This window comes from Arthrobacter sp. zg-Y895 (assembly GCF_020731025.1).
Lineage (GTDB): Bacteria > Actinomycetota > Actinomycetes > Actinomycetales > Micrococcaceae > Arthrobacter_B.
This window is the reverse complement of the sequence record NZ_JAJFZY010000004.1, coordinates 502,458-528,578: the sequence shown is the minus strand read 5'-3', so window position 1 is coordinate 528,578 and position 26,121 is coordinate 502,458. Positions and strand designations below refer to the sequence as shown.

Genomic DNA, 26,121 nt, shown 5'->3' with positions numbered 1-26,121 from the left:
AGAAGGAGCAGGCATGGCAATCTATGACGTAGTGGTGGTGGGCGGTTCGGCCGCCGGTTTGAGCGGAGCCCTGGCATTGGCGCGTGCCCGCCGGACCGTGGCCGTGGTGGACGACGGAGATCCGCGCAACGCCCCGGCGGCCCACGTGCACAATTACCTGGGCAGGGAAGGTGCCTCGCCGGCGGAGCTGTACGCCGTTGGCCGGGACGAGGTCACCGGCTACGGGGCCGTGGTGCTGAACGGATCCGTGAGTACGGTGACCCGAGGCGATGACGGCCGCTTCCGGGTGAGCCTGGCAGACGGGGGATCACTCGTGGCGCGCCGGGTGCTGGCGGCCTCCGGAGCACGTGATGTCCTGCCGGAGATTCCGGGGCTGGCGGCGCACTGGGGAAAAGACGTGCTGCATTGCCCGTACTGCCACGGCTGGGAGGTCCAGGACCAGCAGATCGGGATCATCGCGAAGAACCTTGAAGGTGCGGTTCATCAGGCGCTGATGTGGCGGCAGTGGAGTGAGGACGTTGTGTTGTTCCTGCACACAGCGGGAGAGCCGGACAGCGGACAGGCCGAACAACTGGCCGCCCGCGGTATCCGGACGGTGCCGGGTGAAGTGACCGGAGTGGAGGGAGAGCCCCGGCTCACCGGAGTGCGCCTGGTGACGGGCGAAGTGGTGCAGCGGCAAGCCGTTGTTGTCTTTGCCCCGCTCCAGGCACGGGCCGGTTACCTGGCGGACCTCGGAATCGAACCGGTGGAGCAGGTGATGGGGAACCTTTCCGTCGGAACGGCAGTGCCGGTCGACGCAACCGGGGCCACGAGTGTCCCGGGCGTATATGCCGCCGGCAACGTAGTGGTTCCCATGATGCAGGTCATCGGAGCGGCAGCTGCGGGCCTGGGAGCGGGAGCTGCGATCAACGCGGACCTGATTGCCGAGGAAACGGAACGCGCTGTGGCGGATTCCCTGTCCCGCAGGGCTGTACGGCAGCCCTAGAGGAGGAAGAAGGACGCACTGCTATATCCGCAGCCCTGCTCGGCGGCTACCCTCAAACGGTAGGACGAATCCCGACTCAGGCTCAGCTGGGAGGTGTGTCCATGTCGGCACATGCGATGGAATCCGATTCCCGGCCCCAGGGGCGCGGACACGGCAGGCACTCGTATTGGTCCCCCCGGTTCTGGCTCCTGCCTCTGCTGGTGCTTCTGCTGCTGGGCGGTGCCGGCACCGCCCTGTACATCGGCGGTCTCGGCAGTCCGGGGGACCACCTCAAGCACTTTCCGCTGGCCGTGGTGAACCAGGACAGGGGCGCGACGCCGCCCGGCGGCGGCAGCCGCGAGAACCTCGGGCAGAACATCACCGACCAGATGCAGCAGGGCTTCGCGCGAAACGACGAAATCGATCTGCGCGTCCTGTCCTGGGATGACGCCCAGGACCAGCTGCGCAAGGGGCAGATCCACGGCGCCGTCGTCATCCCCGAGTCCTTTTCGGCCGATGCCCTGGGGCTGGTGAGCGGTGCGCTGAGCGACGCGGACGTTACGCGGCCGTCCATCACCGTCTACTCGAACCCGTTGGCCGGGCCACTGGCGAGCAGCCTGGCGACCTCCGCCGTCGACCCGGCGCTCGAGCAGGCCAACACCGCCCTGGGGGAGCAGCTGACCTCCGCCGCGGAGGAAGCCCAGACCGAGGCCCGGGCCGAGCAACAGCGCGAGCTCGGGGAGCTGGGCCTGCCGGCACAGGTGCAGGAGCAGGTGGCACCAACCGTGGACGGCACCTCGACGGACCTGCTCCGGGCTCCGATTTCTGTCACCACCACCGCTTATGAAACCCCGCCGGAAGGTTCCGCCCTTGGCATGGGTGCGTTTTTCTACTCCGTGCTGCTGATGGTGGTGGGCGTCAGTGGTTCCGTGGCCATCCACTTCCTGGTCGATTCGCGGCTCGGGGTGGCGCCGGTCGAAATGGGGCCGCGGTTTGCCCTGGGGCCGAGGGTGCAGCCTGCCCGGTGGAAAACCTACCTGATCAAGTGGGGCATCATCGTCCTGGGTGCGCTGCCGACGGCTGGGCTGATGATGTGGGTGGCGTCCGCCGTCGGGATGCCGATTCCGCAGGGCGGCTGGTTCTTCCTCACGACCTGGCTGTCCATCGTCACGGTGTCGGCGGTCACCACGGCGCTGATCACTCTGTTCGGCAGCATCGGCATGGTGCTCTCGCTGATCTACGTGGTGTTTATGGGCCTGCCTGCCGCGACCGGAGTGGTGCCGCTGGAGGCCCTGCCGGGGTTCTTTGCTTTCATCGCCCGCGGCGAGCCGCTCTACCAGATGACCATGGCCAACCGGGCGGTGCTGTATTTCGATGCCGAAGGTGACGCGGGCCTGCAGAGCGGGATCATCGGCATGCTCATTCTCATCCTGATAGCAGTTGTGCTGGCCATGGTCTTCTCGGTCCTTTATGACCGCATGTTCGGCCGACGCCGGGCGGAGCTTGTCCCGGGGCCGGCCCAGGCTTGATTTCCTACTCTCCGAGGAGCGGGCATGGCAACGGGCGAGTACGACGTCGTGGTGGTCGGCGGCGCAGCGGCAGGCCTGAGCGGAGCGTTGATCCTGGCGCGTGCCCGCCGGTCCGTTGCGGTGGTTGACGCAGCAGATCCCCGCAATTCCCCGGCCGCCCACGTGCACAACCACCTGGGTCTAGAGGGTGCCCCGCCGTCGGAATTCACTGCCGCCGGCCGCGCCGAAATCGCCGGCTACGGAGCCGTTGTGCTGGACGGATCGGTCTCCACGGTTACCCGCAGCGACGGCGGCCGGTTCCTCGTCTCCTTGGCCGACGGGGAATCCCTGCTGGCCCGGCGGGTGCTGGCCGCTTCCGGAGCACGGGACATCCTGCCGGACATTCCGGGACTGGCGCAGTACTGGGGGAAGGATGTGCTGCACTGTCCGTACTGCCATGGATGGGAAGTCCGGGACCGGCAGATCGGGATTCTTGCCGGAGACCTTGAGACTGCTGTGCATCAGGCGCTGATGTGGCGGCAGTGGAGCGAGGACATTGGGCTGTTTCTGCACACAGCGGGAGAGCCGGACAGCGCGCAGGCCGAAGAGCTGGCCGCCCGCGGCATCCGGGTGGTTGCCGGCAAAGTCACCGCAGTGGAGGGAGACTCCCGGCTCACCGGACTACGCCTGGCCTCGGGCGAAGTGGTGCAGCGGCAGGCAGTGGTGATCGTTGCCCCGGTGCACGCCCGTGCCGGCTATCTGGCGGACCTGGGCATCGAACCGGTGGAACAGTTCGTGGGGGAGCGGCTCGCCGGAACAGCGGTGCCGGCGGCAGAACCCACCGGAGCCACAACCGTTCCCGGGGTTTATGCAGCCGGAAATATCGTGGTCCCGTCGATGCAGGTGACCGGAGCGGCAGCGGCAGGTCTGGCGGCGGGGGCAGCCGTCAACGCGGACCTGATTGCTGAAGAAACGGAACGTGCCGTCGCGGCTGCCAGGGCCGGCCGGTCCGGCGGGTAGACCTAGAGCAGATAGACCTAGAGCAGGTAGACCGGGGAGGGCTGCGGAAGGAAGTCGCCGGGGTGCGTCACCGGGGCGGACAGCATCCCGGCGCAGGAATCGATCAGGAAGTAGCCCACCCCGGTCCAGTTCGGTGTCTCGGCTCCGTCCTCGATGCGCGCCTCGTACTCCGCGCAGACCCCGATGGTCATGTTGCCCAGGATCCACGAACGGCCGTGCAGGACAGTGGGAGCGAGGTCCCCGACGGCGGCCTGGGTCCGGCGGATCAAGTCCTCGGTGACAGGGCTGGCCACGGCCGACCGCTGAAGCACGGACTCCATGGAGGGCACCGCACGCATCTGGTGCAGGAAACGCGCCCGCCAGCTCGGCACGGGCAGTGACGCCAAATGGTCCACCCACGGCAGGATCAGGCAGGCCAGCAAATCGTGGAGACCCGCGCCGTCGTCCAGTTGTTCCAGGAGCAGCGCACGCCGGCGGTGGGTGTCTTCGAGATGGCGGGTGATCAACGCCTCGAGCAGTTCATCGCGCCCCCCGAAGTGGTAGGCGACGGCGGAGTGGTTTGCGGTTCCCGCGTGCTCGGCGATCCGCCGGTTGGACACGGCGTCGATGCCGTGCCGGGCAAAAAGCTCCTCGGCAGCATCGAGCAGGGTTCCGCGTGCCTTGTCGCCGTGCTGTCCCATATATGTCCTCGTCCTGGCGTTGCTGCTGCTTCAATTACCCAATTTACGCCACATGGCGTAATTTTGACGAGTCGGTCCCACAGACCCCGCTTCGACTATCGCGTCGACGCGCACTTCGCACCATCACCCTTGAATTCAGCTACAGGAGCACGTCCTTGACCAGTATTTCCCCGACATCCCCAGGTTCTCCGCCGGATACGGATCCAGCAGGAGAAACCCCGGCGCCGTCGTCGGACGCCGAGGCCCTTGCCGCGGCCAAGCGGGCAAAGGCCGAGAAGATCGGCCGTTATGTCGCCATGTTCCTGATGCCTCTGCTGATGGTTTCCATGCTGGTGGGCGGCTACCTCGCCGCCATGCACGCGCCTACGCCGAACGACATGCCGATTGTGGTCACGGGTTCCGGCCCGCAGGCGGACCGCTTCGCAGACGCGCTGGAAGCCGCTGATCCCGACGCCGTCGACGTCCGAGTGGTGGGATCCGACGCCGAAGCGCGCCAGCTGGTCCTGGACCGTGAAGTCTCGGGCGCAGTGTCGCTGAATGAGGGCACCGCCTCGGTCTATACCGCAAGTGCTGCCGGCGCCTCGCAGTCCAGCACCGTCACGGCACTGCTGGCCCCGCAGGTCCTCGGACAGGGACTGGCCCTGCAGGCCGAGGACCTCGCCCCACTGCCGGACCATGACATGGCCGGGCTGGGTGCAATGTTCCTGACCACGGCCCTGATGCTGGCCGGTTACATGCCATTGAGCCTGGTCCTTTCCAACTCACCCGAGTTGCTTCGCTTCCGCCGCTTCGTTCCCCTGCTTGCCGGCTGGGCCGCACTGATTGCCGGACTCGTCTGGGCCGTGACGGGTCCGATGCTCGGCGTCGTCGAGGGACACTCCGTCGCCGTGCTGGGGATCTCCTGGCTGACGGTTTTCGCCGTCGGCAGCGTCCAGTTGTTCCTCACCCGGATCCTCGGCCCGATGGCCGTCCTTGCCGGCATGCTGTTCCTGATGGTGCTGGGCGTTCCCGCCTCCAACATGAGCATGTCCGTCCACACCATGCCGGGTCTCTACCCGTACCTCCACAGCTTCCTGCCCGCGGCCGCCACCGGTGAATCGCTGCGTTCGTTCCTGTACTTCGACGGCAACGGCGCCGGGCCCCACCTGCTGGTGCTCGTGATCGGGGCGGTGGCGGCCCTGCTGCTCACCCTCGTCCTCGATGCAGTCAAGCGCCGCCGCAAGCCGAACGCGGCTCCGCCGGCAATCAACGTCGCCTCGCTGCACGGCGGGCCGCGCCCGAAGACCCGCCGCTGGCGCTACGGCACCTTGGCCTTCTTCCCGCTGGCGATGGTCACGATGATGCTCTCGTTCATGCTGGGCGCAATGTACGAGCCGACGCCGCGGGACATGCCCGTCGCCGTCGTCGGCTCCACCGCGGAACAGGCGGAGCAGGCAGTATCCGGACTCGACGAAAACATGTCCGGGCTCTTTGACCTGCGTCCGATGGATAACGCCGACGACGCCCGCGACCAGGTCCGGGACCGTACGGTTGTCGGCGCCTACATCCTGCCTTCGGCCGAAACCCCCACCGCTACGCTGATCACCAACGAGGCCGGCGGTATGAGCCAGCAGCAGGTGCTCACCTCGGTGTTCGGGCAGGTCTCCGCGGGACAGCAAATGGAAATGGCACATGACAATGTTGCCCCGCTGAAGGATTCGGACTCCATGGGCATGGCCACCATGTACCTGGCCATGGGCTGGATCATGGCCGGGTTCATGATCATTGTGGTCGGCTCGACGGCGGCTCCGGCCAGCCGTCCGCTGCGCATGCTGCTCCCCATCGTCGCGGCCTGGGCCGTCGGCATGTCGGCCTTCCTCTGGGTCATTGCCGACGTCTTCGTCGGCGCGATCGACGGGCACTTCCTGCCGCTCTGGGGAGCCGGTGCCGTCGCCATCTTCTGCGTCGCCATGTTCACCACGGTCTTCGAACGGTTCATGGGGATGCTGGCGATCCTCCCGACGATCGGCATCCTGATGTTCCTCGGCGTACCTGCCTCCGGAGCGGCGATGTCCATCTACATGGAACCGGAAATCTTCCGTTTCCTCCACGAGGTGCTGCCGATGCCGGCCGCCGTCGAGTCGATCCGCTCGATCCTGTACTTCGGCTCGGATACCGTCTGGTCCCACCTGCTGACCCTCGGCATCTGGGGCGCGGCCTCGCTGGCCGTAGTGGCCGTCATGGACCACTTCAAGCCGCCGCGCACCGAGGGGCACCCGGTCGACGGCGATGCCCCGGCTGAGCCGGAACGGGTTCCCGCAAGCGTCTGACCCACGTCGAAAGTACGCCAGGGGCCGCTGCGCTGCAGCGGCCCCTGGCTGTTTAAGCGAACCTTACGCCGACGCCGGCTGCTCGGCCTTTACCGGTTCGAAGACCCTGCTGGTCCGGGAATAGCGAATGTACGCAATGCAGCCGATTTCGAGTGCTCCGCCAATGATGAGCACCGCCTTGGCGGCACCTAGCTGGTTCATGCCATCCACCGTGGCCAGCACATCCACCAGCACGCCGCCCAGCAGGACTGCCACCGGGAAGAGGCCCTGGCCGAGCAGCCGCCGGCAGCCGAAGACGATGCCCTGGATCTGAACCGGGGTCCGTTCCTGCCACAGCGCCGACAGTGGCGCATTGGTCACCTGCACCATCGCATTCCGGAGAAACATTCCCGGGATGACCAGCCAGAGCGTGGGAGCCACCACCACCAGCGCGCGGCCGAACAGTGACCCCAGGAACGTTGAGCCGCACACGAGGTTGGCCCGGGAGACCGAGGTGCCGAACCGCGCCACCAGGGCAGCGCCGGCCATCAGCCCCAGTGCACTGGCGATATTACTTGCCGAAAGATTCCATTCCGGGGTCCCGGTGCCCGGGAAGGAGAGGATAAAAACAATTACCACCGGTACACAGAGGCCGCCCGCAAAGTTGTAGACCGCAAAGGCGAGTTGTAGGCGCAGTAAATCACGGCGCTCATTGATGAACCGGAAACCGGCCTTCACATTGCCGCCGAAATACTGCACATTCCGTGCCCGGGTTTCCTTTGCCGGCCAGGCGAGCAGCAGTACGAGCGCCGCCCCCGCAACGCTCAATACCGCGTCGGCCAGAAAGACCGCGACGGGCATCCCGAGCGAATACAGGACAGCCCCCAGCACCGGCCCGAGCAGCACCGGTGCCGAATCGATGAGTCCGAGCATTCCGTTGACCTTGGTGAGGTCCTTCTCCGTACGCAGCACCCGCACAGAGGCCTGCAGTGTCAGGGCCAGGGCGGTGGAACAGATGGCTGTGGCAAAGACGAAAACGAGCATCAGAGCCGTGCTGTGGATGATGGTTGCCCAGGCCATGGCCGCCATGGCGCCGGCATTGGTGATGTTGACCGCGCAGATGGCTGTACGGCGGGAAAGGAGGTCGGTCAGCCCGCCGATCAACGGGGCCAGATAGATGGCGGCTGCCGATCCCAGGAACGTGGAAACGGCCAGCACCGCGGCACTGGCGGTGTCTTCAAAGAGGACCAGGGAAACGGCCAGCGAGGACGCGGAACCGACTATTGCGAGAAGAGCTTGGATTGTCCAAAGGACGGTCAATGTGGAGCTGTTTCTCTGGGCGTCGCTGATGATGGTCCCTTCGGCGTACGAAAATGGAAGCGGCCGCCTAAATTTACCGTTAGGTTTTAGGGGAAACAAGGTTTATCGATGCAGCATTCTTGGGTATTTTCCGCCGACTGTGCGTGACCGGAGGCGAAGAGTCGAACGTACGCGTCGATCCTCCCGGACCGGCCGCCGCTATGGGAAAGTGGAAGGGGAGGGAAAGACAATGCCGCGCCAGCACATCACCACGCACATCGCTATCCTCGGTTGCGTGTGCCTCGGACTGCTGGCCTACCTCTTTTCCGTGGACCAGCCGGTGTCCGCCTTCACGGCACCGCCCGGACAGGATTTCGATTCTCCCGGCAGCGTCTCAGTGGTTGTGAACAAGGAGCGCCCCCTCGGTGACCCCGGCTATGTGCCGCAGGACGTGGTTGACGCCGGCGGTGTTCCGCTGCGCCGGGAAGCAGCGGACGCGTTCGTCCAGCTGAAGAACGACGCTGCGGCCGCGGGCGTCGTGATTGACGCGGTGAGCGGTTTCCGGACCGCAGAAGCCCAGTCCCGGCTGCACGATGCCTACACCGGACGCTACGGCTCCGCGCTGGCGGAATCGATTTCGGCACGGCCCGGCCACAGCGAACACCAGACCGGACTGGCCGTGGACATCGGTGCTGCCGACGGCGCGTGCTCGCTGCAGGCCTGCTTCGAGGGGACCGGTGCAGGCGCGTGGGCCGCTGCGAATGCCCATCTGTACGGCTTCATCATCCGCTATCCCGCAGGTGCCGAGACCATTACCGGCTACGCCTACGAGCCGTGGCACCTGCGTTATCTGGGCCCCGACGCGGCCGGGAAGATCCACGATGCCGGCATCACGCTGGAGGAGTATGCCGGGCTGTACCACCCGCCGGCCCCGCCGAAGCCGCCGGCCCCGCCTTCGAAGCCTGCACACGAACCCTTGCCCTAATCTCGTCCTCAACGTTGACGCCGGGGTTGCCGGCCAATACTCTTTCCAGCATGGAAAGTAACTTGCGCGATCCGAACGAGGCTGCTGAAAATCTCCGGAACCTGACCGCCGACCGCGACACCTTGGCAGCAGGCGTCACTCCTCCCCGTGCACTGGTGGCAGCCATCGGTGCACTGGCTGCCTGCTGGGTGGCGGCGGCACTGGACGCCCGGCCCGGAGCCGACTATCAATCGCCGTCCTGGCCGTGGCTGCTCGTGGGACTGCTGTTCGTCATCCTGCACTTGATCCGCCGTGACACCGGGTTGAAGTTCCGCAGGCTGGGTGCGCGGGCGAACGGAGCAATCGCCCTGGCTGCGCTGGTCTGCCTGTTTCTTTTTTCCGTGAGTCTGGGCCTGGTGTCGCTGGGACTCGACTGGGCGGTGATGATCACAAGCCTTGCGGCGTTCGCGGCGGTTTACGGGCTCGCCGGAGTCGCGTTCCGGGCCGCGGTTGACCAGCTCCGCGCGGTTCCGCATGCCTGAGCCCCGGTTTGACGAGGTTGTGCACCCGCCGACGCGGCTGCGGATCTGCGGGCTGCTGCGCCCGCTGGAGGAGATGGACTTCGCCGTCCTCCGGGACACTCTGGGGGTTTCCGATGCCACGCTTTCGAAGCAACTGAAAATCCTCACGGAGGCCGGCTATGTGCGCTTGGCCAAGACGACGTCACCGGCGCGTCGGGACGCCCGCCGGATCACCTGGGTGGCACTCACGCCCGCCGGCAGGAAGAGCTTTGACTCGCATGTGCTGGCGCTGCAGGAGATTGCGGGCGCGGCACACGTCCGGCCCGACTGATTTCTCCGCAACCGGTCACAAACCCTCCCCGGGCGGTGTCCCATGTTCAGCCGGCGCAGAAGCCGGATGATGAGACGCGATAAGCAGGGAGTGCACTCATGGGCACCACAGCAGTCATTCTGGGCGGGGGATACGCAGGGGTAATGGCGGCGAACCGGTTGGCGGCCAACGGCCGGCCGGGGCTCGACGTCGTCCTGGTCACGCCGGAGCTCCGGTTCGTGGAGCGGATCCGGTTGCATGAATACACTGCCGGAACCCGTGCCGACGCCACCGTCGATTTCGCTTCGATCCTGCATCCGGGCGTGCGTCGGATCTCCGATTCAGCAGTGGAGATCCGTCCGGACCGGCGGACGGTTCAACTGGCCGGGGGAGCAGAAGCGGGCTACGACTATCTGGTCTACGCCGTGGGCTCGGCGGCGGGAACGGCACCGGACGGCGCTCTCCGGATCGAACAGCTGGAAGGAGCCGCGGCGGCACGCAGCGAGTTGGCTGCCCTGCCCGCCGGGGCCCGCGTGGCCGTGGTGGGCGGCGGGCTGACCGCCGTCGAGACAGCCGCGGAGACCGCCGGGAACTTCGAACACCTACAGGTGAGCCTGCACAGCGCCGCTCCAGTGGTGCCACGGCTCGGCACGCAGACCCGCCGGTCCGTGGAGAAAAGCCTGCGCCGGGCAGGAGTAAGACTGCACAGCGGGACGCCGGTGCCTGCCGACGGTGACGTCCGCACCGGCCTGGGCGCCGACGTCGTGCTCTGGTGCGCCGGCTTCGGCGTGCCGGGCCTGGCTGCGGCCAGCGGACTTCCGGTGAACAACGTCGGCCGGCTGAGCCTGGATCCGACCCTGCGGGTACGCGGCCAGGACCGCATCTATGGCGCCGGCGACGCGGCCGTGATTGACGACCCGTTCTACGACTACCTGCGGATGTGCTGCGCGGCGGCTCTGCCGATGGGAGCCGACGCGGCAGGAAACATCCTCCGCGCCATGGACGGTAAGGCGGAACTTCGGCACGACAGCGGATTCCGCGGTCTGTGCATTAGTCTGGGCCGCAGTGACGGAGCGGTTCAATTCCTGTCTGCCGACGATTCTCCCACCCGCTTCCACCTGCACGGCAGGACGGCGGCCGTCCAGAAGGAAATCATCTGCCGGATGACACTGCGGTGGATCCGCGGCGAAGCGAAACGAAGCGGAGCGTACACATGGCCAACAGGTCCGCAGGCGGGCAAGGCGGCGACGGCGACGGCGCCGGCGGCACGGAGCTGAGCGGGGTCCGGTTAAGCCGTGACTCCCAGTTCCTGAAGCACCGAGGGATGGTCTTCACCATTGCCTACGACGTCCTCGGCACCGTAACCGACGCCGAGGACGTTGTGCAGGAGACCTATCTGCGGTGGCGGGCAGTAGCGGAGCAGGTGGAAAACCCGCGGGCGTACCTGGCGCGGATCGCCTCACGCCAGGCACTGAATTCCCTCCGCACAGCGTCCCGGCGGAGGGAGGACTATCCGGGTGAATGGCTGCCCGAACCGCTGCCTACCGGCCCGGCACGGCTGCCGGCGGACCCGGAGGCGGCGGCCCTGACAGCCAGCGAGGTTTCAACGGCCATGCTGGTACTGCTGCAGACCCTCAGCGGTCCGGAGCGGGCCGCGTTCATCCTGCACGAGGTCTTCGGCTTCGGTTATCCCGAAATTGCGGCGACCCTGGACATCGGCGAGCCCGCCGTGCGGCAGACGGTTCACCGGGCACGTACCCGGCTGCGGTCCGGCACACCCCGGACGGTGCCCGACTCGGGCGAGCACCGCGCCGCCGTCGAACGTTTCCTGGCCGCCACCCTGACTGGGCAGATTCAGTCCCTGCTGGACGTGCTGGCTCCGGACGTGGTCCTGGTATCCGACGGCGGCGGTAAGGTCAGTGCCGCGCTTCGGCCGGTCTACGGCCCGGAGAAGGTGGCACGGTTGATGATCGGGCTGGCGGACAAGTACGGTGCCGGGGCCGTCCCCGAGTTCATTGAGCTGAACGGCCTGCCGGCGGTCGCGTTCCGTGAAGAGGGGGCGGTGACTACCGTCTTCCAACTGGAACTCGTGGATGGCCAGGTGCAGGCGGTGTACGCGGTGCGCAACCCGGACAAGCTGGTGCGGCTGCAGGGTTAGGGGTCGGGTCCGCGAAGGTGGTCAGCCGCCCGGAACCACCAGCCCGGTTTCGTACGCAATCACCACCAGCTGGGCCCGGTCCCGGGCGCCCAGCTTCGCAAGCAGCCGGGACACATAGGTGCGGGCGGTGGCCGGGGACAGGAATAGGGCGGCACCGATTTCCGCGTTCGACAGTCCGCGGCCCACCTGGCCCAGGACTTCCTGCTCGCGTTCACTCAGACCGGCCAGACGGGAGGCATCGAGTGAGGCCGGCGGGAGAGAGGCCGCGATGCTGCTGAGCACCGTACGGGTCACTACCGGGGACAGCAGCGCCTCCCCGTCGGCCACCACGCGGATGGCACGGCGCAGCTCCGACGGGGAGACATCCTTGAGCAGGTAACCGGCAGCGCCCGATCGGATGGCATCGAACACGTGCTCATCTTCGCCGAAGGTCGTCAGCACGAGGACCCGTACCTCACGGAGGGCAGGATCCGCCACAATGATCCGGGTTGCTTCCAGTCCGTCCATCTCCGGCATCCGGATATCCATCAGCACCACGTCCGGGAGCTGTTCCCGTACCCGCTCCACGCCCGTGCGGCCGTTCGCTGCTTCGGCGACGACGGCGATGTCCGTTTCCCGCTCCGCCAGTGCCCGGAGGCCGGTGCGCACCAGCTCCTGGTCATCGACCACCACAACCCGGATCACGGCGACAGTGCTCCGGGCAGGGTGGCACGGACTTCGAAACCGCCGCCGGACCGGGCACCGGCAGAAAACCGGCCGCCGAGCAGCCCCGCGCGTTCGGCCATGCCCTGCAGGCCGCGGCCGGGGCCGGCACCGCCCTGCCGCACGCCGTCGTCGGTAATCGACAGCTCCAGCATGCCGTCCCGCAAACGGGCCGATACCCACGCATGCCGGGCGCCGGCGTGCCGCAGGACGTTCGTCAGCGACTCCTGGACGATGCGGTACGCGGCGGCATCGACCCCGGCGTCCAGTGCTCCGGCGGCGACGTCCACGTCGGCGGACACGTCGAGGCCCGCCTCCCGTGCGCGGGTCACCAGCTGCGGAAGTCCCGACAGTCCCAACCCGTCCCGTTCGGCCGGTCCGGAGGCAGGGGAGCGCAGTATCTTCACGGTGTTGCGCAGTTCGCGCAGGGTGGCCGAGGAAGCGGCCTGGATCTGCCCGAGTGCCTGTGCGGCGGCGTCGTTGTCCCGGCCCAGGGCTTCGGCAGCCACATTGCTGTGCACTGCGATGACGGACAGCGCGTGGCCCACCGTGTCGTGCAGGTCGCGGGCGATGCCCACGCGCTCAGACTCCAGCCGCCGGCGTGCTTCGTTCCGCTCCTCGGCCGCCGCCAGCGAACGGAGCCGCTCCTGGTGCCTTCGGGTTTCTCCCCGGGCCCGGACGCTGACTCCCAGTGCGATGGCCGCTGCCGCCAGGGCTACGTCGGTCAGCAGGTCATAGCTGAACAAGTAACTGCCCGGCAGTCCCTCCTCCACCCGGAAGTAGGCGGCGACCACCACCAGCGCCGCCGCGGCGGCAACGGCTGCGCGGGTATGCGCGCGTTCAGCGGCCGAAAAGAGGGCTGCAACCGCTGGTAACGCGAGGCCGATAGGCGGCAGATCAAAGATGTAATAGGAGAAAATCCCGAAGACGGTGAGCACCAGCACCACCCGCGGCAGGCGCCGCCGAAGGAGCAGCAGAGCACCCAGCCCGGCGGCAAAGAGGTAGGTGGCGGGACCGGCGCGGCCGGTACCCTCAAGATCCGCCGCGACAGCCAGGGCAACCACCGCGCCCATCGCGGCGGCAAGGACGGCGTCGACCAGTCGTGGATCGACGCTGGCATCAGGGAACGAAGGCCGGGCTGCCACTGTTGCAGGCATGGCTCCATGGTAGGCAGAACCAGGCCCGACGGGATCCGCTCCCAGGCGACAACGGAGTCGCCTGGGAGCGATCGGAAGCTCGCTACGGAGCGGCCCAACTCACGCTTTGGGGCCGATGCGGCCGGCGGGGCGCTGTCCGTAGCGTCGGTGCCATGACATCTCCAATGCGAACGTCCCCGCCGGTGCGTCCGGGACTCAGCGTGAAACTGGTCCTGGGACTTGCTGCCATTGGGCTGATCCGACCCTTGATGCGGATCTCCGGGTTCGACCTACCCGGCGGACAGTGGGTGCTGACCGGATCCCTGCAGGGTCCTGTGGCCCTGCCGATTGCCATCATCCCGATTTTGGTGATCAACACGATCTGGGGTGCAGGCGCCGGCCTGCTCGCCCTGGCCGTGCAGTACCTCCGGCCTGCGGGCCGCTGACTGCCCGGTATTACCTGTCACTGATCCAAGGAGTACCCCATGAACACCCTACGTAGCCGGCTGGCGTTTCCAGTCCTGATTGCCTATCTGTGGGTGGTGATGACACTGTTTGGTGCCATTGTCTTGGAGACGCTTATGGTCTATCCGAATGTTTTCCATGATCCGCCTGCATCCCTGGACACAACGATGGATTTCCTTGCCGTGAGCGGTCCGTCCGACTTCTTCCCGCCGCTCGGGATGGCTTCGTTGATCCTTGGGGTCGCAGCTTTGGTGCTCTGCTGGCACTGGCCTCGCGTCCGGTGGCTAGTGCTGCTCGGACTCGCAATGACTGCGGCTGAGGGCGCGGTCTCGGTGCTGTACTTCTGGCCCCGCAACGACATCATGTTCGTTGAAGGTCCGGCAGTACATTCCGTCCAATACCTACAGCAGGTCGCCAAGGAGTTTCAGACGTGGCACTGGCGCTCCCGGATGGGCTTCAACACGGTGTCCGCAGTTGCCGTGTTTACCGCTTTCCTGGCCGCCTGCCGGCAGCGGTTTGGCGGGTCACCGGCAGCTGGACTGGCCCGGGCACGGCAGGAACTGTGACTTGGAAATGCGGCGCCGCGGGCACGCCTACCGTGTCCGCGGCACGCGCGGCTAAGGTGGGAGCTGTTGTTGCCGCCGGCAGCCGCACCTCTGAGGAAAGCAGGCTTTCGTGTCGCCCAAAACCATCGTGATCACCGGTGCCAGTGACGGAATCGGTGCGGCCGCTGCCAGACAGCTCACCAAGAACGGGCATCACGTAGTGGTTGTGGGACGGTCGCCGGAGAAGACCGCCGCTGTCGCCAAGGACACGGGCGGCGAGTATTTCCTGGCCGACTTCGCGGACCTGGGCAGCGTGCGTACCCTGGCTTCGGAACTGCTGCAGCGTTATCCGCAGATCGACGTCCTGGCCAACAACGCCGGAGCGGTTTTCGGCAATGTCCGCCAGGTCACCGAGGACGGACACGAGATGACCTTCCAGGTGAACTACCTGGCGCCGTTCCTGCTCACCCAGCTGCTGACGGACCGGCTCATTGAATCCGGCGGCACGGTGATCAACACTTCCAGCATGGCCAACCGGTTGTTTGGCGACGTGGACCTGGACGATCTGGAGAACGAAAACGTGTACAACCCCAGCAAGGCCTACGGGAACGCCAAACTGGAACAGATCCTGTTCGCGGAGGAGTTTGACCGCCGGTACCGTTCGCACGGGGCAACTTCCACTGCCTTCCACCCGGGTGTGATCGGGTCGAGCTTTTCCAGCGCCGAGGGCTCGGCAATGCGTGCGGTCTACCAGTCGCCGCTGCTGCGCAGGCTCCTTCCGACGCCGGAAAAGGGTGCCCGGACACTGGTGTTCCTGGCGGAGGGAACCCCGGGAACGGATTATCCGACCGGCAAGTACTTTGTCCGGAGCAAGGTGGCCAAGCCCAACAAGCAGGCCGGGGACGCCGCGCTGGCTTTGGGTCTCTGGAACCGCTCGGTGGCGATGCTCGCGAAGTGACCGGGGTAGTTAGCCGGGCTGGCGGGCCGGCGGCCTATCAGTGCCGACATCCAGGTGGGCCCGGCCCGGCACTCCCACTCGGTATGACAGGTGTGGCCGCTGTTGCCCCAGCAGCAACAGCGGCACAATTTGGTGGGACGCTCTGCTGTCAGTGAGGGGCTCAGCCTGATTGATAGTGCAGTAGATGTCCCCTGGCCAGTCGGCAGGCAGCATTTACTGCACTATGAATGTCCGGAGCGGCATCTAGTGAGCAGATGACGGGGTAATCTGCTCATCCGGTACGAAGCATGGCCGGATAAGCCTGACAGCCGACGCTGCCTTCTAGGCTTCCCCCGGATCATCTGGGGGAGGCTCAAGCATGAAGAAGACGGCGATTGCGGGCCTGCTGCTACTGGGCGCCGTGCTATCCGGCTGCGGCAGCAGCGGTCCCAGCAGCGCGCGCGACGCAAACGAAGAACCCGCATGCGTGGGCGGCTTCGACGGTTGGTGGAATTCCACGCCGGTGTCCGGTAATTCGACCGGCCTGCCGGAGGAAACGGTCACCGTTGACACCAACACTGGCAAGACCGTCGACGCCTTCAACCGCAGCCGGAACGACGCCGGCAAGCCCACCGCCGTGTCCGATGTCAGCTACCAGCCCGTCCCCGACGAAACCTGGCCCAGGGATTCAGCCGTAGTGATCGACACCTCCACCGGCAAGGTTATTGAATCCATCGCGGTGGACCCGGGCACGCAGCTCTGCAGATAGGTGCTCTGCCAGCACAGCACAGCGTCGCACCAATTGGTGCCGGTGTTGCTGGTGGGGTCACCGGAGGTTACTTCCGTCCCAAAGTCTGGGACGCCCTGCGGCATGGAAACCGGCCGGCAGCCACCTAGCCCCTGCGCAGCACGAAAAAGAACGGAGCCCCGGGACCACGCAGGTCCATCGCACCCAGCACCGTTCCGGCATCGACCCGGCGGAAGACATCCAGGACCGGGAGGGCGTCATAGATCATGGTCGCGCTGGACACGCCCCGGTACTCGGTCATCCGGAGCCGCGCGCCGGGCCGCCGCGTCCGCGCCAGACGCAGAGCCGGACGGACCTGCGCCAGCAGCTCGGGCTTCCGCAGCAAAGGGCCGAAACGCAGCACAGCCGAAAGCGGAACCAACGCCGGATTCACGTTGAACACGCCCCCACCGGCTCCGGAGAAGACCAGAGGGAAGACCTCCTCGTCGCCGTCGAACCGTTTCCCATGCCAGCCCAGCGGTTCCAGCAGGCCGTCGAGCCGGTGACCGGTTGGTACCTCCGTTCCGTGCCAGGAGCCGAACAGCTCAGGCACCTGCACCGGCGGCAGGGAATCAAAGTACTCCAGTGCGCTCCCGGCGTCGGTCCCGGCCTGCAGTTCCTGGAGCCGTCGGGCGGGTTCGTGGTCCATGCGGATGCCTCCTGATCGGGCTATACAAGGCTCCTGCAGGATACAAGGGTTAGGAGAAGGCCAACCGCCGGGCGGAGTTTTCGTCCAGAATCAGGTCCGTGACCAGGCCGGCACGCAGCGCGCCAAGCAGGCTGGTGGTCTTGGTTTCCCCGGCCACCACACAGATCCGGCGCGGGACCTGCCGCAGCGTAGACAGGTCAGGGCCGGTGCTGCGGTGGTTGAGCTTGATCCCGTCCCAGGTGCCGTCCGCTCGGTAGAACATGGTGGCGACGTCGCCCACTACCCCTTCGGACATGAGCTCGTTCAGGTCTTCCTCGTCAAGGTAGGCGCCGTTGTAGACGTGGCTTGTCACGCCCGCCTCCATGGAACCCACGCCGAAGATCGCCGTGTTCATGCGGGCCTGCAGGTCCAGCACCCGGCGGACCGGACGTTCCCGCCACATCGCTTCCTTGGTTTCGGCGTGGTCGAAGAACGCCGGAACGGGGAACTGGACCACCCGCGCGCCGTAGGCGTGGCCGAAGCGCTGCAGGATTTCACTGGCGTAGGTGATGCCCGATGTGCGGAAATTCCCGGCCCCGTTCATTTGCACGATCGTGCTGTCATGGGTGTTCTTGATCGGCAGGTGCTGGCTCACTGCCGTCAGGGTCGAGCCCCACGCGACGCCGATGATCGCATCCGAATCGATGAGCGGACCGATCAGGTGCGCCGCCTGCACGGCGACCCGCTGCAGGGCCTGGGCGGGGGAGACGGTTTCGGCCACCGGAACCACGTGGGCCTGGATGCGGAAGCGGGAGGCAATCTCCTGTTCCAGCGCCGGGGCCCGGTCCGACGGGTTGCGGATCTCGATCCGGACCAGCCCGGTGCTGCGCGCGTATGAGAGCAGCCGGGAAACGGTGGAACGGGAAATCCGAAGTTCCCGGGCGATCGCCTCCATGGTCAGGCTCTGCAGGTAATACATCTGCGCGGCCCGGAGGGCATCCCGGTCGCGGCTTTCCTTCTCATTCGCCGCAGGTCCGGTACCGGGGGCATCCGGGAACCGGCCACTGACACCAATGTTCATTTGCTGTCCATCGACACGGTTGTGTACTCCATGAATCCATTATCGCAGGGTGCACGTATGTGCATTGGTTGGCCCCGGGAGCCGCAGGCTTCGACCATTGAGTAGATATGGCAATGCAGCCACAGAAGCGTTTGGAGATATACGTGGACAATTCGGTGAACCCCAGCAAGGCAAAGACCGCCGCCCGGACCCGTCCGGTGGTACAGCAGCTGAAGGACCGGCCCAAGGCCTCGGTGCTGATCATCGGCGGCGGCATCAACGGCGTCGGCACCTTCCGTGACCTGTCGCTGCAGGGCGTGGACGTAGCTCTCGTAGAGCGCGGTGATTACTGCCAGGGCGCGTCGGGTGCGTCTTCGCACATGATCCATGGCGGCATCCGCTACCTGGAGAACGGCGAGTTCCGCCTCGTGCACGAGTCCGTCGTCGAGCGCAACGCCCTGCTCCGCCTGGCCCCGCACTACGTCAAGCCGCTGCAGACCACCATCCCCATCACCACCACCTTCTCGGGCATCACTGCTGCCCCGCTGCGTTTCCTGACGCACAAGCAGGGCAAGCACACCGAGCGCGGCGCCGTGCTGATCAAGGCCGGCCTGCTGATGTATGACTTCTTCTCCCGCGGCGGCCGCGTGGCCCCCAAGCACAACTTCGTGGGCAAGAAGAAGTCCCTGCAGGAACTGCCGAAGCTGCGCCCGGACGTAAAGTACACCGCCACGTACTTTGACGCCTCGGTGCACAACCCCGAGCGCCTCACCCTCGACGTGCTGCGCGACGGCCTCGAGGCCAACCCGCAGTCCCGGGCCAGCAACTACGTCAGCGCCGTCGGCACCACCGACGCCGGCACCGTGCTGCGCGACGAAGTCACCGGCGAAGAATTCGTCTTCGACGCCGACGTCGTCATCAACGCCACCGGCGCCTGGGTTGACGAGACCAACGATTCCTTCGGCAAGCGCACCAGCTTCATGGGCGGCACCAAGGGCTCGCACATCGTCCTGGACCACCCGGAACTGCTGGAAGCCTGCGCCGGCCGTGAAATGTTCTTCGAGCACACCGACGGCCGCATCGTCCTGATCTACCCGATGGGCGACCGCGTCCTGGTCGGCACCACGGACATCGACGCCGACATCAACGAAGCATCGGTCTGCACGGACGAAGAGATCGAGTACTTCTTCGAACTGATCGCCCATGTCTTCCCGAGCGTTGACGTGCGCCGCGACCACATTGTCTACACCTTCTCGGGTGTCCGCCCGCTGCCGAAGCACGACGACACGCAGCCCGGCTTCGTGTCCCGCGACTACCGCGTGGAAAAGCGTACGGACAACCGCGCCGGCAAGAACGTCACGAGCCTGTCGCTGGTCGGCGGCAAGTGGACCACCTTCCGCGCCCTGTCCGAGACCCTGGCCACCGAGGCGATGACCGCCCTCGGCATGCCGCGGAAGACGACGACGGCGGAACTGCAGATCGGCGGCGGCAAGGACTTCCCGCGCACCGAGGCTGAAGAGCGTCTGTGGGTCAACCGCATGGCCTCTGACGTGGCCGACCGGGACCGCGTCCGCGTCCTGCTGACCCGCTACGGCACCCGCGCCGTCGACGTCCTGGAGTTCCTGTCCCAGGGCGGGGACCAGCTGCTGGCCTCCACCAACGAGCTGAGCACCCGCGAGCTGACCTACATGGTGGAAAACGAGCAGATCACGCAGCTCGCCGACATCCTGATCCGCCGCACCTCGCTGGCCTTCCGCGGCCTGGTGTCCGAGGACATGCTGACCGAGCTGGCGGACCTGCTGGCCCCGCAGCTGGGCTGGGACGAGGCCGAAACGCGCCGTCAGGCTGAGTTCGCCCGCGACCTGCTGGTCACCATGCACGGCATGAAGATCCCGGCGCTGGCTTCCTAGTACCGGAGTAAGACAACAACAGCAGAGGGCGGACACCGATACGGTGTCCGCCCTCTGCTGTTTTTTATATCTGCTTACCCTGCGGACCGCCGGGTGAACGGCAGCACCAGCCGCGACGGGTGCGCGGCGTCGCGGTAGATCTTGTGGGTGACCGGCCGGCCGACCCGCAGGCGGTATTCCGGCCCTACCTCGATGTGCTTGATGAAGCGGCAGCCTCGGATCCGGAAATCCGGAAAATCATGGAGGCGTGGCACGAGGAAGTCGTCACGGACATTGTCACCGGGCTGCAGCTGGCCGGACACTACACCGAAGAGACCCGCCACATCCGCGGAACCCTTGCCTTCACCCAGCTGGACTACGTGGCTACGCTCTGGGCACGCCGGAAGTTCGAACCGAACCGCGAGCACGCCCTGGAGGTGCTTGCCGACAGCTGGCACCACCTGCTTTGTGACTAGGCCACGGCGGTGGACGGAGCCCAGACGGCGTCCAGCTTGGCGCCGGCCTCTACTTCAGAGAGTCCGAGCGATAGGGAAATCTCCGTCAGCAGCGGCCGCCGGGCATGCCGGAGCATTTCCCGTTCGGCCTGCGAGAGTCCGCGGTCCGCTTCGCGCAGCATCAGGTTGCGGACCACGGCCGCAATCACCATCGGATCACCGGTGGCAAGCTTCTCCGCGTTGTCCTTGTACCGGCGCGACCATTGGGGATCTTCTTTATCCGCCGGAGCGCGGAGGACGCCAAACAGTGTGTCGAGTCCCGCCCGGTCCAGGACCGGACGGAGGCCGACGTGGTCCACTTGGTCAACGGGCACCCAGACCATGAGGTGGGAGGACTGGACCTCCAGGACAATACAGTTCTTCTGCATGCGCGGATGCGTTTGGAAGGAGCTGACAACGGCGGGGCCGTGATGGGGGTGGACCAGGATCTGGCCTTCGGAAAATGGCAACTGCTACCTCCAAGGAAGAGGAAGGGCAGGGGCGAGTGACGAGACTCTTAACATTTTACCGCTTCCCGCAGGAGGCAGAATGGAAGAGTGACTTCTCCGGCCTCCCCGCACCCAACCAACCCGCCCTTCGACCTTGCGGGCATCGGCAACGGATTGGTCTTTGCCGAGTCGGTCCCGCAGCTCGCCGGGGTGCTCGGCGGGGGTGGCGGCGAAACGCACGGAGCGGGCACCGCCGTCGTCCAGGCGCCTCCCGGCACCGGAAAGACAACCCTGGTGCCGCCGCTCGTCGCGAACGTCCTCGCCCGCGGCGGGACCCGGCCGCGGGTGGTGGTCACCCAGCCGCGGCGCGTTGCGGTCCGTTCGGCGGCCCGCCGGCTGGCCGAGCTTGACGGCACTGCCCTCGGCGGGCGGATCGGCTACACGGTCCGGGGCGAGAGCCGCACCGGACCTTCCACACTCGTGGAATTCGTCACGCCGGGCATCCTGCTGCGTCGCCTGCTGGCCGACCCGGGCCTGGAAGGAACGGCCGCGGTCATCCTGGACGAGGTCCATGAACGAGGGCTGGAAACGGACCTGCTGATCGGAATGCTCACCGAGGTCCGCCAGCTGCGCGAGGACCTGACGCTGGTGGCCATGTCCGCAACCCTGGACGCACCGCGGTTCGCCGCGCTGATCGGTTCGCCCGACGGCGCCGGGCCGGCTCCCGTGGTCGGCTGCCCTTCTGCGCTGCACCCGCTCGAGACGGTCTGGGCCCCGGCTCCGGTTCCCCGCTTCGATGAACGCGGCGTGACCCGCGGGTTCCTGGACCATGTGGCGGATACTGCGCTTCGGGCGCATTCCCGCGCGCTGGCCCGGGATCCGGGTATCGATGCCTTGGTGTTTGTGCCCGGCGCACGCGAGGTGTCCACCGTGGCGGGCCGGCTGCGTTCGCGTATTCCGGCGGGAACGGAGGTATTGGAACTGCATGGGCAGATCGGTCCGGGGGAGCAGGACCGGGCCGTTTCCGGCCGCGGTCCGGGCGAGCCTGCCCGGATCATTGTGTCCACCTCGCTGGCCGAATCCTCGCTGACCGTTCCCGGCGTCCGGCTGGTGGTCGACTCGGGGCTTGCCCGCGAACCGCGCCGGGATGCGATGCGCGGGATGTCCGGCCTCGTCACCGTCTCCTGTTCCCGTGCCTCCGCCGAGCAGCGGGCCGGGCGCGCCGCCCGGCTGGGGCCGGGTACGGTGGTGCGCTGCTATGACGACAGGGCCTACGGAGCCGCGCCCGCCCACCAGACCCCGGAAATCGCCGTCGCGGACCTCACTGCCGCAGCCCTGGTGCTGGCATGCTGGGGTGCCCCCGGAGGCGAGGGCCTGTCCCTTCCCGACGCACCGCCGCCGGCTGCCATGCGCGACGCCGTCCAGGTGCTGCGCGGGATCGGTGCCGTGGACGCCGAGGGGCTGGCAACGGCCCGGGGTAAAACACTGGCGCGCGTGCCCGCCGATCCCCGGCTCGCACGGGCACTGCTCGACGGCGCCGGTGCGGTGGGTGCCCGGACCGCGGCCGAGGTTGTGGCCCTGCTCTCGGGGGACAACCGTGCACCCGGAGCGGACCTCACCCGCTTGCTGGCCGGACTGCGGACCGGACGCGAGCCCGGTGAACGCCGGTGGGCCGAAGATGTAAGGCGGCTGGAGCAGCTGGCCCGCCGGGAGAAGGCGGCTTCAGAACGGGGAGTCCCGGGCGGGGAGGCGCCGGGGTACGTGATTGCCCTGGCCTTCCCGGACCGGATTGCGCGGCGCGTTCCCGGCGCGGGACCGGAGCGTTACCTGCTCGCCTCCGGAACCCGTGCCGGACTGCCCGCCGGCAGTTCCCTCACGGGACAGGACTGGCTGGCCGTCGCCGATGTCGCCCGCGCCGAGGGACGCGACGCCGCCGGCACCGGTGCCGTGATCCGCTCCGCCGCGCCGCTGAACCTGGACACCGCGGAAGCCGCCGCCGAACACCTGGTCACGGACATTGTGGAGGCGGAGTTCGCCGGTGGCCGGGTCACCGCGCGCCGGGAACACCGGCTCGGCGCAATCCTGCTTGGCTCCACCCCGGTACGCCCGTCCGCCGAGGAGGGACGGGCCGCCGTCGCCCGCGCCCTGACGGTAAAGGGGCTGGAACTGATCGGTTTCTCCACGGCCGCAGACGCGCTCCGCCGGCGCCTGGCCCTGCTGCACCGGGAACTGGGGGAGCCATGGCCGGACGTCAGCGAGCCGGCCCTGCTGGCCCGGCTCCAGGACTGGCTCGGCCCCGAACTGGACGCACTGGCCCGCGGGGCATCCGCCAACAGCATCGACCTCACCGATGCGCTGCGGCGGCTGCTGCCCTGGCCGGAGGCATCCCGGCTGGGTGACCTCGTCCCGGAACGGCTCGAGGTGCCCAGCGGTTCACGGGTCCGGATCGACTACCCGGATCCGGGGCACGACGACGGCGGCCGGCCGGTGGTAGCGGTCAAGCTCCAGGAGTGCTTCGGCTGGGCCGAAACCCCGCGGCTCGTGGAAGGACGCGTTCCGGTGCTCTTTCATCTGCTGTCACCGGCGGGCAGGCCGCTGGCTGTCACCGACGACCTGGCATCCTTCTGGTCCGGACCCTATGCCCAGGTCCGGTCCGAGATGCGCGGTCGGTATCCAAGGCACCCGTGGCCTGAGGACCCCTGGTCTGCCAAGGCCACGGCAAGGACAAAGGCCCGGATGTAACAGCGGATGCGAGGACCGTCACACGGGAAGCTGCCGGGCGCCGTCGTCCGTGGGTTCTAGGCTTGAACTGCGGCTCATGTGCCTCCGGCCGCAGCGAAAGGTTCCTTGGTCTCCGTGCAGCAGCATCTCAGCAGCTTCCTCACCGTGCCTCCGGGACGCGGGCACCGGGTGCCTGCCGTCCGCGTGGCGCTCGGGGTGTTCCTGCCGCTGCTGGTCCTGATCCTGCTGGGGCGGACCGACCTGACGATGTGCGCCATCTTCGGTTCGCTGACCGGTATTTTCGGCCGTGCGGAACTGCACTGGCGGCGCCTGCAGCACCAGTCCCTGTCGGGCCTGCTAATGGTCCTGACCGTGGTGGCCGGTGTGTTCCTGTCCCTTTCCGAAGCGGATTCCTGGACTGTTGTGGGCGCGGGAACCCTAATCGCCGGCCTTATTGCGGTGGCTGCCAGTTATCTGAGGGTCCGGCCCGCAGGTCCGTTCACCTACATCTTCGCGTTTACCGCCACGTCCGCGGCACCGTTCTCGGGCCGGTTGGAGGAAGCTGCGCTGACCGTGGCGGGCAGCGTACTGCTCGCCGTAGTGCTGGGTTTTGCCGGCCGGTTGCACGCGCGCCGGCATACTCCCCGCCCGCTGCCGCCGTACCGGCCGCCGTCGTGGGGGCGGATCCTGCGGCACTCGGGTCGCTACGCCGTCGCCGTCGCCGCCGCCGGATCGGTCTCGGCGGGGCTTGGACTGGGGCACGGATACTGGGCGATGCTCGCCGCCTGTGCTCCGATCGCAGCAGTGGATGCAGCCGGGGGAACGCTCCGCGCCTTGCACTTCATCCTGGGCACCTACGCCGGCGTGCTGGTCTCTGCGGTGCTGCTCCAGGTTCAGTGGTCGCCGGTCCAGCTGGCGGTCCTGTTGGCCATGCTGCAGTTATGCGGGGAAATCTACGTGGTGCGGCACTACGGCCTGGCCATGGTGTTCCTGACGCCCGTGGCCCTGCTGATGACGGGGTTTGTCGCTAGCCAGCCGGTGCTGGCGGTGACCCTGGACCGGGCCGTGCAAACGACCATCGGGGCGCTGGTGGCCGTGGCGGTCATTGCCGCCACCACCCGCAGGGCCTCGACGGCTGCTAGATTCTCGACGCGCTGAAGAGCTGTGCCGAGCCCTCGACGTCGGCCGTCGTCGGGTCACCCAAATAGAGCATGCTGGCACCCTGCTCCAAATACGTGCTCACGTCGCCCACCCTAACCCTCGCTTCCCCCAGTGCAGAGAGCACAACGGTGAAGCGTTCCAGTGGAATGGATGCGGTCCCGCCGTCGATCACGGTCCGCCGCAGGTCCAGGTCCTGACTCCAGAGCGGAATACGTTCCTGGCGCTCATCAATACGCTCCACCTCCAGAAATGCGGGGCCGGGCTGGCCGTTGCCCAGGACCTGCTGCAGTTCGGCAACGTCCACGTAGTCCGTGGTCAACCCGGCCTTCAGCGCATTGTCCGACAGGCCCATAACCACCATGGCCTGGCCGGAGAGGTAGGAGTGGAGGCAGCCGGCGGGGGTGACCATTGCCTGCCCGGGGTCCAGCTTTATGAGGTTCATGCAGATGGCTATCAGAATCCCGCGGTCGCCTGGAAAAAGCGGCGCCAGCCGGCGGAAGACGGCCGCAGCGTCTGCCGCAGGACCGTCGGTTTCCGTCAACCTGGCCATGGCAGCCTCGGTCTCCCGCAGTGCACGGGCAGTCTCGGAAGACTGCATGCGGAGGAGTGCGTGGACCGGCAGCTCATGCCGGAACGTCAATAAGGCATCAAGCCATGGAAGGTCCACTTCATCGGCAATGGTACGCAGTTCTTCCCTGCTGCGCTGTCCTGACAGGACGCGAAGGGGAGTGAGGGATACCGCTACTTCAAACTTGGCGTGCCTGTCTTTATAGTTCCGGTTTCCCGCGTTCAACGGGACCCCTCGGGTCTGTTCCCGCACATAACCGGCCAAAGCCTGGTCCGGCCGGGGGTGCAGCTGGATCGACTTGGGCACATCCGCGTCCATGACATGCATCCGGAAGGGGACCGGGCGCGCCGCCACCGCCTCCGGGTCGGAGAAATGGCGGGGATGGGAGGTAAGCAGCCGATGGAGGGCACCGGGCAGGTCGTCGGGATCCCAGGTAATGACGGCGCCTGTTGCGGAAGGGGAAGCCGGCGGGCTTTCCTGGCCCTGCTGCCCGCGGCGATGTGCGGCACCGTTGTCCGTTAGTGCCTTCATCGCAGTTGCGGGGTTGCGGGTTTCCCTTACCACGCCGTAGACGGCAGTCACGGGTGCAGCGCCTCCTTACCGATGGCAGGAGGGGTCAATCTCAATTCACCGGGACCTTGCCCTACGTCGCTGATGCACACCAGAGCGGCTTCCTTGGAGACACGAAAGATTTCCGTTCAATTTTACCGGGTTTCGAGTGCTGCGGGGAGGCTCCCGGGGCTCCCGGTTTCCGTGATCTCGTTTACCCGTCCGCGTGGCCTCCCTCTCCCGCGCGGGGTCTGCGGCGTGCCGCGCCCGCTGCGAAGATATCCGTGCCGGTGGATGCACTCAATGCAATAATTAACG

25 protein-coding genes are annotated in these 26,121 nt (G+C 67.0%); 17 read left to right on the top strand and 8 right to left on the bottom strand.

The genetic code is table 11. From position 1 onward, the window contains the following. The first annotated feature begins 13 nt into the window (after positions 1-13). The 3 genes from LJ760_RS09145 to LJ760_RS09135 all read left to right on the top strand — a co-directional run bounded on the left by LJ760_RS09145 (position 14) and on the right by LJ760_RS09135 (position 3,492). On the top strand, positions 14-985 hold the full coding sequence (locus LJ760_RS09145) for an NAD(P)/FAD-dependent oxidoreductase (protein ID WP_227922004.1): 972 nt from the start codon (positions 14-16) through the stop codon (positions 983-985). Positions 986-1,086: 101 nt separating this feature from the next. Beyond that, the gene (locus LJ760_RS09140; RefSeq protein WP_227922001.1) at positions 1,087-2,493 is read left to right on the top strand and encodes a YhgE/Pip domain-containing protein; all 1,407 of its coding nucleotides are present in this window, start codon (positions 1,087-1,089) and stop codon (positions 2,491-2,493) included. 24 nt (positions 2,494-2,517) lie between these two features. Continuing rightward, on the top strand, positions 2,518-3,492 hold the full coding sequence (locus LJ760_RS09135) for an NAD(P)/FAD-dependent oxidoreductase (protein ID WP_227921999.1): 975 nt from the start codon (positions 2,518-2,520) through the stop codon (positions 3,490-3,492). A 17-nt stretch (positions 3,493-3,509) separates the two neighbouring features. Here LJ760_RS09135 and LJ760_RS09130 read toward each other — a convergent pair whose 3' ends face one another. After that, a complete protein-coding gene (locus LJ760_RS09130; RefSeq protein ID WP_227921996.1) occupies positions 3,510-4,172 on the bottom strand; it encodes a TetR/AcrR family transcriptional regulator in 663 nt (220 codons plus the stop codon). A gap of 155 nt (positions 4,173-4,327) precedes the next feature. On the opposite strand from LJ760_RS09130, the gene LJ760_RS09125 reads away from it, so the two are divergent. Next, complete coding sequence (locus LJ760_RS09125; RefSeq protein ID WP_227921994.1) at positions 4,328-6,481, top strand: ABC transporter permease; 2,154 nt, start codon at positions 4,328-4,330, stop codon at positions 6,479-6,481. Positions 6,482-6,544: 63 nt separating this feature from the next. Here LJ760_RS09125 and LJ760_RS09120 read toward each other — a convergent pair whose 3' ends face one another. Further along, the gene (locus LJ760_RS09120; protein ID WP_227921992.1) at positions 6,545-7,780 is read right to left on the bottom strand and encodes an MFS transporter; all 1,236 of its coding nucleotides are present in this window, start codon (positions 7,778-7,780) and stop codon (positions 6,545-6,547) included. Between the two features lie 229 nt (positions 7,781-8,009). Between LJ760_RS09120 and LJ760_RS09115 the strand changes: the two genes are divergently transcribed. From LJ760_RS09115 to sigJ, 5 genes are all read left to right on the top strand, one after another. Next, positions 8,010-8,744 (top strand): M15 family metallopeptidase, encoded by a 735-nt coding sequence (locus LJ760_RS09115; protein ID WP_227921990.1) that lies wholly within the window; start codon positions 8,010-8,012, stop codon positions 8,742-8,744. A gap of 50 nt (positions 8,745-8,794) precedes the next feature. Then, positions 8,795-9,265, top strand: a complete 471-nt coding sequence (locus LJ760_RS09110; protein WP_227921988.1) for a hypothetical protein — start codon at positions 8,795-8,797, stop codon at positions 9,263-9,265. Further along, complete coding sequence (locus LJ760_RS09105; protein WP_227921987.1) at positions 9,258-9,575, top strand: transcriptional regulator; 318 nt, start codon at positions 9,258-9,260, stop codon at positions 9,573-9,575. Before LJ760_RS09110 ends, LJ760_RS09105 begins: the two co-directional genes overlap by 8 nt. Before the next feature lie 98 nt (positions 9,576-9,673). Further along, on the top strand, positions 9,674-10,831 hold the full coding sequence (locus tag LJ760_RS09100; protein ID WP_227921986.1) for an NAD(P)/FAD-dependent oxidoreductase: 1,158 nt from the start codon (positions 9,674-9,676) through the stop codon (positions 10,829-10,831). Beyond that, complete coding sequence (gene sigJ, locus LJ760_RS09095; protein ID WP_227921985.1) at positions 10,768-11,712, top strand: RNA polymerase sigma factor SigJ; 945 nt, start codon at positions 10,768-10,770, stop codon at positions 11,710-11,712. Before LJ760_RS09100 ends, sigJ begins: the two co-directional genes overlap by 64 nt. Before the next feature lie 21 nt (positions 11,713-11,733). Here sigJ and LJ760_RS09090 read toward each other — a convergent pair whose 3' ends face one another. Then, entirely contained in the window at positions 11,734-12,396 is a 663-nt protein-coding gene (locus LJ760_RS09090; RefSeq protein WP_227921983.1) for a response regulator transcription factor, read from the bottom strand. Continuing rightward, complete coding sequence (locus tag LJ760_RS09085) at positions 12,393-13,571, bottom strand: sensor histidine kinase (RefSeq protein WP_227921981.1); 1,179 nt, start codon at positions 13,569-13,571, stop codon at positions 12,393-12,395. The genes LJ760_RS09090 and LJ760_RS09085 overlap by 4 nt, the downstream gene beginning before the upstream one ends. Before the next feature lie 152 nt (positions 13,572-13,723). On the opposite strand from LJ760_RS09085, the gene LJ760_RS09080 reads away from it, so the two are divergent. From LJ760_RS09080 to LJ760_RS09065, 4 genes are all read left to right on the top strand, one after another. Further along, positions 13,724-13,996: a hypothetical protein gene (locus LJ760_RS09080; protein ID WP_227921980.1), complete on the top strand. Its 273-nt coding sequence runs from the start codon at positions 13,724-13,726 to the stop codon at positions 13,994-13,996. A gap of 39 nt (positions 13,997-14,035) precedes the next feature. Continuing rightward, on the top strand, positions 14,036-14,581 hold the full coding sequence (locus tag LJ760_RS09075) for a hypothetical protein (protein WP_227921979.1): 546 nt from the start codon (positions 14,036-14,038) through the stop codon (positions 14,579-14,581). Positions 14,582-14,690: 109 nt separating this feature from the next. Continuing rightward, complete coding sequence (locus LJ760_RS09070) at positions 14,691-15,518, top strand: SDR family NAD(P)-dependent oxidoreductase (RefSeq protein WP_227921978.1); 828 nt, start codon at positions 14,691-14,693, stop codon at positions 15,516-15,518. A gap of 358 nt (positions 15,519-15,876) precedes the next feature. Further along, on the top strand, positions 15,877-16,266 hold the full coding sequence (locus LJ760_RS09065; RefSeq protein WP_227921977.1) for a hypothetical protein: 390 nt from the start codon (positions 15,877-15,879) through the stop codon (positions 16,264-16,266). Positions 16,267-16,390: 124 nt separating this feature from the next. Here LJ760_RS09065 and LJ760_RS09060 read toward each other — a convergent pair whose 3' ends face one another. Continuing rightward, complete coding sequence (locus LJ760_RS09060) at positions 16,391-16,933, bottom strand: DUF4334 domain-containing protein (protein ID WP_227921976.1); 543 nt, start codon at positions 16,931-16,933, stop codon at positions 16,391-16,393. Between the two features lie 49 nt (positions 16,934-16,982). Then, the gene (locus tag LJ760_RS09055; RefSeq protein ID WP_227922797.1) at positions 16,983-17,891 is read right to left on the bottom strand and encodes a sugar-binding transcriptional regulator; all 909 of its coding nucleotides are present in this window, start codon (positions 17,889-17,891) and stop codon (positions 16,983-16,985) included. A gap of 215 nt (positions 17,892-18,106) precedes the next feature. On the opposite strand from LJ760_RS09055, the gene LJ760_RS09050 reads away from it, so the two are divergent. After that, positions 18,107-19,882 (top strand): glycerol-3-phosphate dehydrogenase/oxidase, encoded by a 1,776-nt coding sequence (locus LJ760_RS09050; RefSeq protein ID WP_442860657.1) that lies wholly within the window; start codon positions 18,107-18,109, stop codon positions 19,880-19,882. A 143-nt stretch (positions 19,883-20,025) separates the two neighbouring features. Continuing rightward, positions 20,026-20,337 carry a hypothetical protein gene (locus LJ760_RS09045; RefSeq protein ID WP_227921971.1) on the top strand — a complete coding sequence of 104 codons (312 nt, stop codon included), beginning with the start codon at positions 20,026-20,028 and terminating at the stop codon, positions 20,335-20,337. Here the strand turns inward: LJ760_RS09045 and LJ760_RS09040 are convergent. Further along, the gene (locus tag LJ760_RS09040) at positions 20,334-20,825 is read right to left on the bottom strand and encodes a CarD family transcriptional regulator (protein WP_227921970.1); all 492 of its coding nucleotides are present in this window, start codon (positions 20,823-20,825) and stop codon (positions 20,334-20,336) included. The genes LJ760_RS09045 and LJ760_RS09040 overlap by 4 nt on opposite strands. Positions 20,826-20,912: 87 nt before the next feature. Between LJ760_RS09040 and hrpB the strand changes: the two genes are divergently transcribed. Together hrpB and LJ760_RS17405 are read left to right on the top strand one after the other, a co-directional pair. After that, on the top strand, positions 20,913-23,546 hold the full coding sequence (hrpB, locus tag LJ760_RS09035; RefSeq protein WP_227921968.1) for an ATP-dependent helicase HrpB: 2,634 nt from the start codon (positions 20,913-20,915) through the stop codon (positions 23,544-23,546). Between the two features lie 114 nt (positions 23,547-23,660). Continuing rightward, a complete protein-coding gene (locus LJ760_RS17405; protein ID WP_227921966.1) occupies positions 23,661-24,683 on the top strand; it encodes an FUSC family protein in 1,023 nt (340 codons plus the stop codon). Here LJ760_RS17405 and LJ760_RS09025 read toward each other — a convergent pair. After that, the gene (locus tag LJ760_RS09025) at positions 24,664-25,836 is read right to left on the bottom strand and encodes a type I phosphomannose isomerase catalytic subunit (RefSeq protein WP_227921964.1); all 1,173 of its coding nucleotides are present in this window, start codon (positions 25,834-25,836) and stop codon (positions 24,664-24,666) included. The genes LJ760_RS17405 and LJ760_RS09025 overlap by 20 nt on opposite strands. Between the last annotated feature and the right edge of the window lie 285 nt (positions 25,837-26,121).

Excerpts from the sequence above, each read along its gene's own strand:
- LJ760_RS09115 (WP_227921990.1), top strand. The coding sequence starts at position 8,010 with ATGCCGCGCCAGCACATCACCACGCACATCGCTATCCTCGGTTGCGTG.
- LJ760_RS09050 (WP_442860657.1), top strand. The coding sequence starts at position 18,107 with ATGCAGCCACAGAAGCGTTTGGAGATATACGTGGACAATTCGGTGAAC.
- LJ760_RS09060 (WP_227921976.1), bottom strand. The coding sequence starts at position 16,933 with ATGGACCACGAACCCGCCCGACGGCTCCAGGAACTGCAGGCCGGGACC.
- LJ760_RS09140 (WP_227922001.1), top strand. The coding sequence starts at position 1,087 with ATGTCGGCACATGCGATGGAATCCGATTCCCGGCCCCAGGGGCGCGGA.
- LJ760_RS09100 (WP_227921986.1), top strand. The coding sequence starts at position 9,674 with ATGGGCACCACAGCAGTCATTCTGGGCGGGGGATACGCAGGGGTAATG.
- LJ760_RS09065 (WP_227921977.1), top strand. The coding sequence starts at position 15,877 with ATGAAGAAGACGGCGATTGCGGGCCTGCTGCTACTGGGCGCCGTGCTA.
- LJ760_RS09085 (WP_227921981.1), bottom strand. The coding sequence starts at position 13,571 with ATGCCTGCAACAGTGGCAGCCCGGCCTTCGTTCCCTGATGCCAGCGTC.
- LJ760_RS09080 (WP_227921980.1), top strand. The coding sequence starts at position 13,724 with ATGACATCTCCAATGCGAACGTCCCCGCCGGTGCGTCCGGGACTCAGC.
- LJ760_RS09135 (WP_227921999.1), top strand. The coding sequence starts at position 2,518 with ATGGCAACGGGCGAGTACGACGTCGTGGTGGTCGGCGGCGCAGCGGCA.
- LJ760_RS09075 (WP_227921979.1), top strand. The coding sequence starts at position 14,036 with ATGAACACCCTACGTAGCCGGCTGGCGTTTCCAGTCCTGATTGCCTAT.
- LJ760_RS09145 (WP_227922004.1), top strand. The coding sequence starts at position 14 with ATGGCAATCTATGACGTAGTGGTGGTGGGCGGTTCGGCCGCCGGTTTG.
- LJ760_RS09105 (WP_227921987.1), top strand. The coding sequence starts at position 9,258 with ATGCCTGAGCCCCGGTTTGACGAGGTTGTGCACCCGCCGACGCGGCTG.
- LJ760_RS09110 (WP_227921988.1), top strand. The coding sequence starts at position 8,795 with ATGGAAAGTAACTTGCGCGATCCGAACGAGGCTGCTGAAAATCTCCGG.
- LJ760_RS09055 (WP_227922797.1), bottom strand. The coding sequence starts at position 17,891 with ATGTATTACCTGCAGAGCCTGACCATGGAGGCGATCGCCCGGGAACTT.
- LJ760_RS09130 (WP_227921996.1), bottom strand. The coding sequence starts at position 4,172 with ATGGGACAGCACGGCGACAAGGCACGCGGAACCCTGCTCGATGCTGCC.
- sigJ (WP_227921985.1), top strand. The coding sequence starts at position 10,768 with ATGGCCAACAGGTCCGCAGGCGGGCAAGGCGGCGACGGCGACGGCGCC.